Origin of the sequence: Corallococcus sp. 4LFB (genome assembly GCF_046520365.1) — a bacterium.
GTDB classification, from domain to species: Bacteria; Myxococcota; Myxococcia; order Myxococcales; family Myxococcaceae; genus Corallococcus; species Corallococcus caeni.
Genome location: NZ_JBKGHJ010000047.1, coordinates 15840 through 27957, shown reverse-complemented (window position 1 = coordinate 27957; position 12118 = coordinate 15840). Strand labels below are relative to the sequence as shown.

4 protein-coding genes and 1 pseudogene are annotated in these 12118 nt (G+C 69.4%); 4 read left to right on the top strand and 1 reads right to left on the bottom strand.

What is annotated here, in order from left to right; translation table 11 throughout:
* On the top strand, positions 1–558 hold a 558-nt coding region (locus ACLEQD_RS08070; protein WP_410382943.1), incomplete at its 5' end, for a matrixin family metalloprotease.
* Between the two features lie 42 nt (positions 559–600).
* Here ACLEQD_RS08070 and ACLEQD_RS08065 read toward each other — a convergent pair.
* Positions 601–2691, bottom strand: coding sequence for a sulfatase (locus ACLEQD_RS08065; RefSeq protein WP_410382942.1), 2091 nt, complete (start codon positions 2689–2691; stop codon positions 601–603).
* Between the two features lie 234 nt (positions 2692–2925).
* Between ACLEQD_RS08065 and dnaE the strand changes: the two are divergent.
* The 3 genes and pseudogenes from dnaE (at position 2926) to ACLEQD_RS08050 (ending at position 12092) form a co-directional block, all read left to right on the top strand.
* Positions 2926–6470 (top strand): annotated as a pseudogene (gene dnaE, locus ACLEQD_RS08060) (DNA polymerase III subunit alpha).
* 20 nt (positions 6471–6490) lie between these two features.
* On the top strand, positions 6491–7294 hold the full coding sequence (locus ACLEQD_RS08055; protein WP_338262125.1) for an SDR family oxidoreductase: 804 nt from the start codon (positions 6491–6493) through the stop codon (positions 7292–7294).
* 127 nt (positions 7295–7421) lie between these two features.
* Positions 7422–12092: a lamin tail domain-containing protein gene (locus ACLEQD_RS08050; RefSeq protein ID WP_410382941.1), complete on the top strand. Its 4671-nt coding sequence runs from the start codon at positions 7422–7424 to the stop codon at positions 12090–12092.
* Positions 12093–12118: the final 26 nt, after the last annotated feature.

Genomic DNA, 12118 nt, shown 5'->3' with positions numbered 1-12118 from the left:
GCTCGCGCGGGTCGCGCCCGGGCCCAGGCCGTCGCGTACGTGCGCCCCGAGGCGCGCGCGGTGCCCTCGGTGGAAGACGCGCCGAGCGGGCCGAGCGCCCAGAGTTGGTGCGGGGTTCCGCTCTTTGGCTACAAGTGGTGCCGCTACCCCACGAACGTCACGTACACGGACTTCACGACCACGCGGTGGCCGGTGGGCGACGCGATGAACGCGTGGATGTACACGAGCATCTCGAACGGCCTGTACCTGCACTGGCGCGGCAGCGGTTCGTCCGACGTCATGGTCTACGAGAACTGGTACGGCACCAACGGCTGGTATGCCTATACCTGGAACTACGCGTCGGGCGGCTGCATGACCGGCAGCGTCGTCAACATGAACAACACGTATCACGCGGGCGCGTACCACGCGAAGAGCGTCAGCGTTCATGAGATGGGTCACACGCTCGGCATCGCGCACCACTGGGATTGCAACTCGATCATGTACTCGAGCCCCACCGTCTGCGGATCCGCCGTGACGTCCTGCGACGCCCAGGTGGCGGCGGAGCTGTACCGGTACTGAAAAGCCGCGGTCAGCGAAGGGGAGGGCGCGGGCGCGGAGGCCTCAAGGCCCCACGGGCGTCCGCGCCTCACCCGTCCCATCCGGCAGCTCCGCCGCCAGCTTCGCCCGCAGCGTGGCCACGACGTTCGGATTGTCTCCGGCCACGTCGCGCAGTTCCGACGGATCCGCCACCGTGTCGAACAGCTGCACCCGCACCCCGTCCGGCGTGGGCAGCTCCAGCAGCTTCCACCGCCCCAGATACACCCCACGGTGCCGGGCACGGCGCACCGGCCCTTCCCACTCCGGCTTCAGCGCAATCTCCCCTGTGTCCCCCTCCACCATCGCAATCTCATACAGCCACGGATACGGCATGCGCACCGCCTGGTACGGCTGACCATCCCGGTCGCTGAACCACAGGTCCGTCTGAATCAGCGCGGGCACGTCCGGTAGCGGCTTGGGCTCCGCGCCCGGCCTCGCCAGCGACGCCAACGAGCGCCCCCGGAACGACTCCGGCGCGGGCACACCCATGAGGTCCAGCACCGTGGGCGCCACGTCCAGCGAGCGCGCCCGCTGCGCCACCTCCCGCCCTGAGGCCACCTGCCCGGGCAGCCGCACCACGAACGGGATGCGCAACCCCGCGCTGCCCCACAGGTGGTCGCCGTGCCCCTGGCCCAGCCCCTCGTCCTCCAGGTGCTCGCCGTGGTCCGACAGCAGGACCACCAGCGTGTCGTCCCACCGGCCCCGCCGCTCCAGGTCCGCGCGCACGTTCCCCACCAGCCCGTCGAACGTGCGCACCGCCGCGTCGTAGTTCGCCGCCAGCGCCGCGACGTCCTCCGGCGTGGTCGCGGGCGTGGTCGGATCCACCTCCATCCGGGGCGTCGCCCCGAAGCGCCACGGCCCCCGGTAGCCGTGCTCCACGTATTGTCCCTCCAGCGGCCACGGCGCGGCGTAGGGGAAGTGCGTGGACGACGCGAACACCACCAGCGCGAACGGCGCGTCCTCCGGCAGGCCGTCCAGCACGCGCCGCACCCGCGTGTGCAGCGGGGCCGGGTCCGTCAGCTCCGGGAACTCGCCCCGCTCCTCGAACAGCCCCGGCGCCAGCGCCGTCCACGGCAGCAGCGCCACGTGGGTGATGAGCATCCGCTGCCGCACCAGGTCCGGGAAGCGGAAGTCCGGCGCGGACACCACCTGGAAGCCATACGGGAAGCGCGAGAAGTGGTCCCCCGCGTAGTCCGCCACCACCGCAGTGCGGTAGCCCTGCGCCCCCAGCGCCGTGGCCAGCGTGGTGAGCTTCGCCTCGCGCGCCTCGCGCCCCACCAGCGTGTGCACCACCGGGTGCTCGCCCGCGTACTGCGACGTGAGCAGCGTCGTCCACGACGGCGCCGTGCGCGGCACCTGCACCACCGTGTCGCTGAAGCGCGTGCCTTCCCCCATCAGCCGGTCGATGTTCGGCGACGTGGCCCGCGAGTAGCCGTTGCCCGACAGGTGGTCCGGCCGGAGCCCGTCCGACGCCAGGATGAGCAGGTTCGGCCGCGCGGGCCCGCGGGCCTCCGCCCCGCCTGCCATCCGCGTCAGCCCCAGCCCCGTGAAGCCCGCCACCGCCACCGCGGCCGTCACGCCGCGCCAGCGGGGGGACGCCGACAACCCCCGGCCCACCACCGCCAGCACGCTCAACACCGGCAGCACCAGCGCGGCCAGGGTCCAACCCGACGGCTGCGTGCCGCTCAGCCCCCGCAGCAGCGCCGCCGTCACCTCCGAGCGCGCATACAGCGTCGCCGCGTACAGGTGCGGATGCCGCGCCATGTCCGCCGCCACCAGGAACGCCTCCACCACCAGGCACCCCAGGCCGCTCAGCCAGAACACCGCACGCCGGCTCCGCTCCGCCGCCCACAGCCCGGCCCCCAAGAGCGCCCCCAGCACCAGCCCCACCACGCAGTACGCACCAATGAGCCGCGCCACCTGCCAGAGCACCACGCTCCGCCACGTGTTCCACACGTACGCCGTGACGACGCCGCTCTCGTTCCCCTGGTAACCCAGTTGCATGTTCAGCAGGGCACAGAGCGTGTAGAGCGCCAGGAAGACGAGCAGGCCCGCCCGGCAGCCAAGCAGGAGGGCGCGAGCGAGCGTCGGCGGTGTACGGGGGAAGGCGGGCATCCTGGGGCAGCGTGGTCACGAATCCCACGGTGCCCACCCCACGGCTGGTGGGAGTGCCCACGCCCGGACGGACGGGGGGCGGAATTCCGCTCCCGGTGTCTCCCAGGCCGGTTTTCCGGGCCCGCCGCACGCGCGTCCCGCTTCTTTCCTCCGGCCCCGTCACTGGACTGGCGAGCAGGGGTTGCGGGCTCTAGTGTTCAGGCGCCTCTTTCTTCACCGGGAGCCGGAACGCCCATGTCCTTTACCCACCTTCACCTCCACACCCTCTATTCGCTGCTGGATGGGGCCATCCGGATGAAGGACCTCATCAAGACGGTGAAGGAGAAGGGCATGTCGAGCGTGGCCGTGACGGACCACGGCAACATGTTCGGCACCATCGACTTCTACAAGAAGGCGAAGGACGCCGGCATCAAGCCCATCCTCGGCCTGGAGGCCTACGTCGCGGGGCCCAAGGGGCGTGAGGACCGCTCGGAGAAGGTGGCCCACCACCTCATCCTCCTGGCCAAGAACGCGGAGGGCTACGCGAACCTGCGCTACCTGTCCTCCACCGCGTACATGAACGGGTTCTACTACCACCCGCGCATCGACAAGCAGGTGCTCGCGGAGCACAGCAAGGGGCTCGTCGGCCTCACCGCGTGCCTGGGCGGTGAAGTCACCAGCGCGTGCTTCCGCGGCGACATGGACCACGCCCGCCGCGTGGCCGCCGAATACAAGGGCATCTTCGAGCCCGACAGCTTCTACCTGGAGGTCCAGTCCAACGGCATGGCCGAGCAGGACAAGGCCAACGAGAACTTGAAGCAGCTGTCGCGCGACCTGGACATCCCGCTCGTCGCCACCGCGGACGCGCACTACATCAAGCGCGAGGACGCCAAGGCGCACGAATTGCTCATGTGCATCGCCAGCGGCAAGACGCTGGCGGACAACAAGCGCCTGCGCCACTCCACCGACAAGCTCTACGTCACCAGCCCGGAGGAGATGCTCGGCTTCTTCGCGGACTCACCGGAGGCCGTGCACAACTCCATGCGCATCGCGGAGATGTGCAACGTGGAGCTGAAGCTGGGCAAGCCCATGCTCCCCACGTTCAAGGTGCCGGACGGCCACACGCCGGACACCTTCATGTCGGAGCTGGCCTACGAGGGCCTGCGCCAGCGCTTCAAGGAGCTGGAGGGCCAGTACCCCATCGACCGCGAGCAGTACCAGGCGCGCCTCACGCTGGAGCTGGGCGTCATCCAGCGCATGGGCTTTTCCGGCTACTTCCTCATCGTCCAGGACTTCATCAACTGGGCCAAGGACCACAACATCCCGGTGGGCCCGGGCCGTGGCTCCGGCGCCGGTTCGCTGGTGGCCTACGCGCTGCGCATCACCGACCTGGACCCCATCCCGTACAACCTCCTCTTCGAGCGCTTCCTCAACCCGGAGCGCGTGTCGATGCCGGACTTCGATATCGACTTCTGCCAGGACCGGCGCGACGAGGTCATCAAGTACGTGGGCCGCAAGTACGGCGAGATGAACGTGGGGCAGATCATCACGTTCGGCTCGCTCAAGGCCAAGAGCGTGCTGCGCGACGTGTGCCGCGTCTTCGGCCTGCCCTTCAGCGAAGGCGACCGCATCGCCAAGCTGGTGCCGGAGGTCCTCAACATCACCTTGAAGGAGGCCATCGAGATGGAGCCTCGCCTCAAGGAGATGATCGAAAAGCCCCAGAACATCGGTGAGGTGGAGGGCAACCCCGTCACCACCAAGGACGTGCTGGAGATTGCCCTCGCGCTGGAGGGCCTGCACCGCCAGCCCGGCATGCACGCCGCGGGCGTGGTCATCGCGGACAAGCCGCTCTGGGAGTTCGTGCCCGTCTACCAGCCGCCGGGTGAAAAGATCCTCATCACCCAGTTCGCCAAGGACGAGGTGGAGGCCGCGGGCCTGGTGAAGTTCGACTTCCTGGGCCTCAAGACGCTCACCGTCATCCAGCACGCGCTGGACCTGGTGAACCGCAACCACGGCAAGGACATCAAGCGGCACGAGATCCCGCTGCACGACGAGAAGATGTGGCAGTTGATGGCGGAGGGCGACACCGCCGGCGTCTTCCAGATGGAGTCCAGCGGCTTCACCGAAATGGTGATGAAGCTCAAGCCGACCTGCTTCGAAGACGTCATCGCCGCGGGCGCGCTCTACCGCCCGGGTCCGCTGGACTCCGGCATGGTGGACGTCTTCATCAACCGCAAGCACGGCCGGGAGAAGGTGGCCTACCCGCACCCCAACCTGGAGCCGGTGCTCAAGGACACCTACGGCGTCATCGTCTACCAGGAACAGGTGATGCAGATCTCCCAGGTGCTGGGAGGCTACACCCTGGGCCGCGCGGACCTCCTTCGCCGCGCGATGGGCAAGAAGAAGGCCGAGGTCATGCAGGCCGAGCGGGCCGGCTTCCTGGAGGGCTGCAAGACCAACAACGTGGACCTGAAGGTCGCGGGCGAAATCTTCGACCTGATGGAGAAGTTCGCCGAGTACGGCTTCAACAAGAGCCACTCCGCGGCGTACGGCCTGGTCACCATCCACACGGCGTGGCTCAAGGCCCACTACCCGTGCGAATTCATGGCCGCCCTTCTCACCAGCGAGAAGGACAACACCGACAAGGTGGTGAAGCACATCGGCGAGGCCCGCGAGTCGGGCACGCAGGTGCTGCCGCCGGACGTGAACCAGTCCGACCTGGCCTTCGGCGCGGTGGAGGGGAAGATCCGCTTCGGGCTGGGCGCCATCAAGGGCGTGGGCGAGGGCGCCATCGAGTCCATCCTGGAGGCGCGCAAGGAAGGGCCCTTCAAGAGCCTCTTCGACTTCTGCGAGCGCGTGGACGGCCGCCGCGTCAACCGCAAGGTGCTGGAAGCGCTGGTGAAGGCGGGCGCCTTCGACTTCGAGAAGCGCCCCCGCGCGCAGCTGTTCGAGACGATTGAGCGCGCGATGAACCGCGGCTCCGCCAGCCAGAAGGACAAGGCCGCGGGGCAGAGCTCGCTGTTCGGCATGCTCACGGGCCCCGCGTCCGCCGGCACCGGCCTCAAGGACGACTACGCGCAGGTGGAGGAGTGGCCGGAGAAGGAGCGCCTGGCCTTCGAGAAGGAGGCCATCGGCTTCTACGTGTCCGGCCACCCGCTGTACCAGTACGAGAAGGAGCTCAAGCGCTACGCGCGGCCCATCACCGCCGTGCAGCGCGCGCGCCGCGACGAGAAGCTCACCGTGGCGGGCATCATCACCGTGCTGCGCGAGCGCCCCACCAAGACGGGCAAGCGCATGGCGTGGGTCACCATCGAAGACCTGTCCGGCTCCACGGAGCTGGTGTGCTTCCCCGGCAAGGACGGCACGCGCAACGTGATGGGCAAGGACGGCAAGTGGTCCAAGCAGGGCCCCAAGCCGGGCTACGAGCACTGGGAGCACCTGCTCAAGTCGGACGACCCCATCCTCGTCACCGGCACCGTGCAGATTTCCCAGCGCGACGAGAACACGCCCACCGCGGAGCTCATCGTCGAGGACATCCAGAGCCTCAAGGCCGTGCGCGAGAAGCGCACCAAGCGACTGGAGCTGCGCCTGCCCGCGGACATCGTCACCGAGGAGCGGCTGGCGAAGCTCAACGAGCTGGCGAAGAAGTACGCGGGCGCGACGCCGTGGCGGTGAGTGTGCTGTTCCCCGGGGAAGCGGAGGCGCACATCTCCGGCACCACGCTCAAGGTGCAGGTGAACGACGATTTGCTCCTCGCGGTGGACCGCCTCTTCGGGCAGAAGGTCGTGGAGTTCGGCTGATTGTGAAAGGGAGCGAATCCATGGCGGACAGCGTGTTCAAGGACGGGCTGCTCAAGGGCAAGACGGCGTTCGTCTCCGGCGGCAGCAGCGGCATCAACCTCGGCATCGCGACCGCGTTCGTGAAGGCGGGCGCGAAGGTGGCCATCAACGGCCGCAACGTGGAGAAGCTGGAGGGCGCGGTGAAGGGCCTCCAGGCCCACGGCACCGCGATGGGCGTGGCCGCCGACGTGCGCGACTACGCGTCCGTGGAGAAGGCGCTCCAGCAGGTGAAGGACGCCTACGGTGAGATCGACGTGCTGGTGTGCGGCGCCGCCGGCAACTTCCCCGCGCCCGCGCTGGGCATGTCCTCCAACGGCTTCAAGGCGGTGATGGACATCGACGTGCTGGGCACCTTCAACGTGTCCCGCGCCGCCTTCGAGCACCTGCGCAAGCCGGGCGCCTCCGTCATCAACATCTCCGCGCCCCAGGCCTACCTGCCCATGGCCATGCAGGCCCACGTGTGCGCCGCCAAGGCCGGCGTGGACATGCTCACCCGCGTGCTCGCCATCGAGTGGGGCGGCGCGGGCGTGCGCATCAACGCCATCACCCCGGGCCCGATTGAAGGCACGGAAGGCATGAGCCGCCTGGCCCCGTCGGAGGGCTCGCGCCAGAAGCTCGCGGAGGCCCTGCCGCTCCAGCGCTTCGGCACCCCGGACGACATCGCCCGGCTGGCCCTCTTCCTGTCGTCCGACGCCGCGTCCTTCATCACCGGCGCCATCATGGTGTGCGACGGCGGCCAGTCCCTCCTGGGCGGTGCCGCGGTGCTCCAGGCCATCAACGGCTGAATTCCAGTTGATGTGCAAAGTTCCGGCCCTGCTTAGCGGGGGCCGGGGGAGGTCTGCTAGAAAGCGCTGCAACCCCGCGTGAAGCGAAAGCTGCCGCGCGGGAGCTGCTCGCTGGACGGAGACATCCATGTCCCCACGGATTGCTGTGCTCGCCCGCTGTCTGGGGTTGAGCGTGCTGTGTCTGGGCCTGTCGCTGGGCTGCAATGATTCCGGCACCTCGCCAAACCCACCGCCGGAGGTGGAAGGCGTGGTGGACGCGGCGGCCTCGACGGTGGTGGTGGACCGGCCCACGGGGGTGCTCGCGAACGGCCAGGACGTGGCGGTCGTGACGGTGACGGCGCTGCGCAAGGCGGACGGCTCGCGGCTGTCTGGGCGCGCGGTGACGGTGACGGTGGAGGGGGAGGGCGCCTTCGTCGTGCAGCCCGCGGAAGTCACGGACATCTCCGGCGTGGCGCAGGCGTGGGTGGCGTCCTCGGTGCCGGGCGTGAAGACGGTGAAGGCGTCCGTGAAGGACGACACCGGCAAGAGGGTGCCGCTCACCGCGACGGCCACGGTGGACTTCGCCGACGTCAGCACCGTGAAGACGCTGGCGTTCCGCTCGGCGCTGCCGGATGGCGTGGCGGGCGAGCCGCTCAAGCTCCTGGTGGTGGAGGTTCGGGACGGCGCCGGCGCGGTGGTGACGGACAGCACGGCGGAGGTGACGCTGTCGCTGGGCTCCGGCGGCATCGTGTTCCCGGAGGGGCTGCTGACGGTGGCGGCGGTGAACGGCGTCGCGACCTTCCCGGGCGTGGTGCTGAAGAAGGCGGGCAAGGGCTACCACTTCATCGCGAATGCGCCGGGCTTCGAGCCCGCGGCCAGCTCCGTCTTCACGGTGGCTCCGGGGCCGGTGACGGCGCTGGAGGTGGACTCCTCCCTGGATCCCGTCACGGCGGGCGTGGCAGTGAGCCAGGAGATCACGCTCAAGGACGCGTTTGCCAACACGGCGACGAACTACACGGGCACGGTGACGCTGACGTCCACGGATGCGACCGCGACGCTGCCTTCCCACACGTTCACCGCCGCGGACGCGGGCAAGTTCAAGTTCCAGGGCCTCATCTTCCGCACGGCCGCGCGTCAGTTCATGACGGTCGCGGACAGCGCGGGGGCCTTCTCGTTCACCTCTCGCGTGGACGTGTTGGCCGCGGCGGCCTCGAAGCTGGCCTTCACGCAGCAGCCGGCTACGCCCGTGTCGACGCGCGCCTCCCTGGGGGCCGTCCAGGTGACGCTGCAGGACGCCTTCGGCAACAGGACCCTGGCGACGGCGCCATCGGTGACGCTGACGCTGCCGGCGGGGGCCTTCACGCTGAACAGGACCCTGCGCGAGGCGCCGATGGACGGCGTGGCGACGTTCACGGGGGTGGGCATCGCGGGCCATGGCACCACGCACCTGGTGGCCTCCGCGCAGGGCTTCCAGGACGTGAACAGCGCGGACGTGCAGGTGGTGGACGACGTGGCGCCCGCGAAGCCGGTGCTGACGCAGACGGGGGCCACGGAGACGGGCCTCACCGTGCAGTGGACGGGCGTGGGGGATGACGGCGTGCAGGGGCAGCTGGCGTCGCAGGAGCTGCGCTACGCCACGTCCGCCATCACCACGGACGCGGACTTCGACGCGGCGACGTCCGTGACGGTCGGCGCTCCGGTGCCTCCGGGCACGGTGCAGTCCGCGACCCTCTCCGGGCTCGGGGCCGGGAAGACGTACCACGTGGCGCTGAAGGCCACGGACGCGCACGGCAACTCCTCGCGCTCGGACAGCCTCGCGGTGTCCACGGCGGATCCGCAGGTGACGCAGCTGGCGTTCACGCCACAGCCGGCGAACGGCAACGCGGGCTCGGCGCTCGCGAACGTGAAGGTGTCGCTGCTGGACGCGCGGGGCGACGTCGTCCCCATGGCCACCACGGCGGTGACGTTGACCCTCACCGGCCAGCCGGGCTTCACGGCGGTGACGGTGGCGGCGGTGGACGGCGTGGCCACCTTCTCCGGCCTGCGCGTGGACACGGCGGGCACGTTCACCTTCACGGCCACGGCGGGCTCGCTGACGCAGGAGAGCGAGTCCTTCATGGTGGGCGCGGGTGCCGCGGCGAAGCTGGTGCTGTCGGCCTTCACGGCCCCGGTCGACGCGGGCAAGGAAAACGACGTGACCGTGTCCGTGACGGATGCCTTCGGCAACCGCATCCGGGACTACGCCGGCACGGTGCACTTCACGTCCTCGGACGCGCAGGCGGTGCTGCCCGGTGCCTACACGTTCACCCTGCTGGACGAGGGCCGCCACACCTTCCGCGTGGAGCTGCGCAGCGCGGGAGACCAGGACGTCACCGTGGAGGACGTGGCGAACCCGTCGCTCACGGTCACGCGGACCTACGCCATCGTCCCCGCGTCCCCGAACCAACTGGCCTTCGCCTCCGCGCCCACGACGGGCACGGTGCGGGAGAGCCTGGTGGACATCGCGGTCGCGGTGCAGGACGCCTACGGCAACACCGTCACCGGCGCGCAGGCGGATGTGCAGCTGGCGCTGGTGGGCGGCACCTTCGCCCAGGGCATCCCCACGCGCGCCACCGTGAGCGGTGTGGCCACCTTCGCCGACCTCAGCGTGGAGGCCGAGGGCACGTACCAGCTCCGGGCGAGCTCGGATGCCCTCCAGGACCTCACGTCCGCGGACCTGGTCATCTCCGACACGCAGGCACCGGCCGCCGCGTCGGGCTTCAGCGCGACGGCGGTGGACGGCGCGAGCATCCGGCTGGACTGGCAGGCGCCGGGCGATGACGGCGTCCTGGGCACGGCCGCGCGCTACGAGCTGCGCTACGCCACGTCCGCCATCACCGACGCCACCTTCGACTCCGCCACGCTCGTGACGGGCGTGGCCGCGCCGAAGACGGCGGGCACGGCGGAGTCCTTCACCGTCACCGGCCTGACGGAGGCCACGACGTACCACTTCGCGCTGAAGACCTTCGACGGCGCGGACAACGTCAGCGCGCTCGCCACCGCGAGCACCGCCACCACCGACCCGTGCAGCGGCTACGTGTGCACGCCGCCCGCGTCCCAGTGCGCGGAGGACGGCACGTCGCTGGAGGTCTACGCGTCGGCGTGCGTGGTGCGCAACGGCGCGCCGACCTGCGAGGACGGCGAGACGACCCTCCAGGCCTGCCCCGGCGCGGACGCGGTCTGCTACGCGGGCGCGTGCGCCACGGCGCCCCACCCGGGCGCGGGCGAGCTGGTCCTGTCGGAGGTGATGCACTCGCCGTCCACGGGCACCACGGAGTACCTGGAGCTGACCAACACCACGTCGAAGCTGCTGGATGCCAACGGCCTGGTGGTGAACCTGGTGGACGGCGCGGGCACGGCGGCGTCCTTCACGGTGAACCACGGCCACGCGCTGCTGGTGCCGGCGGGCGGGCGCACGGTGCTCGCGCAGGACGCGAACTTCGCCAGCAACGGCGGCGTGGCGGCGAACGACGCCTGGGGCACGGACATCTCCCTGGACAGCACCGGCAGCATCACGCTCAAGCAGGGCGCGGTGACGGTGGACAGCCTGACGTACACGAGCGTCTTCCCGCGGACGACGGGCCGGGCCATGAGCCTCGCGTCCAGCATCGTGGGGACGAAGGGCAGCGCGCAGTCCTGGTACTGGTGTGACTCCACCGGCAGCCTGTCCGGCGGGGACCGGGGCACGCCCGGCCAGGCCAACGACGACTGCGGCCTGAACGTGGAGAAGCCACTCAATTACTGCGCCATCCAGTACCCGAAGACGTTCCCGTCACCTGACGGCACCTACCCGACGTTCATCAACATCAACGACCGCTACGACATCTTCAGCCAGTTCTACAGCTACGACGTCACGACGCGGAACCAGAATGGCAACGACGCCTACCCGCGCATCGAGGCGCAGCTGGGCTACGGCACGGACCCCACCAACCCGGCGGGCTGGACGTGGGCGGCGGCGGACTTCAATGCGGGCTTCACCACGCCGAGCAGCAACAACGACGAGATGCAGGCGACGCTGCGGATCCCCACGGCCGGCACGTACAACTACGGCTTCCGCTACCGGTTCACGGGCGCGGGGGAGCCGTGGGTGTACTGCGATCAGAACGGCAAGACCGTGCCGCCCGCGGGCACCTGGGGCACCGTGCAGGTGGCCAAGCCCCCGCTGACGAACCACGTGGTCATCAGCGAGGTTTCCACCTCCAGCGTGGCGAACGCAGATGATGACTTCATTGAACTCTACAACCCGACCAATACGGACATCGACCTGACGGGCTGGAAGTTGATGTATGGCGCCGCATGGACTTCCTGGACCAGCTACTCCCTTGCGGCGACAGTGGCCACCACGACGCCCCGCAAGGTCATCAAGGCGCATGGCTATTTCTTGTTCGCGAGCCCCCGCTTCGCCACCAACAATCCGTCCATGGTCGTGGATACGGTCTGGACCAGTTTCGTGGACCTGTCTCTAGATGGAGGAAACATCCGGCTGGGTGATCCGACCTCAGCCCTCAACGCCACCACGACGACGGGTGTCGTGGACACGCTGGCCTACGGAACGGGCCTTCTGGTGTCAGAAGGCTCACCGGCCATGGCGCCGCTATCACGCGGCGGCAGTATCGAGCGCAAAGCCGTGTCCACCTCCGGCGCCGGCTCCATGTACTACCCGTTTGGCGTGGATGCCTTGAGGGGCAACGCCTACGACTCGAACTTCAACTTCGAGGACTTCGTGGACCTCACCCGGCGCGCCCCCCAGAACTCCGCGAGCCCGACCGAGTTCTACTGACGCCTCCGTTCCACCCCTGAAGTCCC

What these genes read in the sequence shown, in the direction of transcription:
- ACLEQD_RS08065 (WP_410382942.1), bottom strand. Translation starts at nt 2,691, where the DNA reads ATGCCCGCCTTCCCCCGTACACCGCCGACGCTCGCTCGCGCCCTCCTG.
- ACLEQD_RS08055 (WP_338262125.1), top strand. Translation starts at nt 6,491, where the DNA reads ATGGCGGACAGCGTGTTCAAGGACGGGCTGCTCAAGGGCAAGACGGCG.
- ACLEQD_RS08050 (WP_410382941.1), top strand. Translation starts at nt 7,422, where the DNA reads ATGTCCCCACGGATTGCTGTGCTCGCCCGCTGTCTGGGGTTGAGCGTG.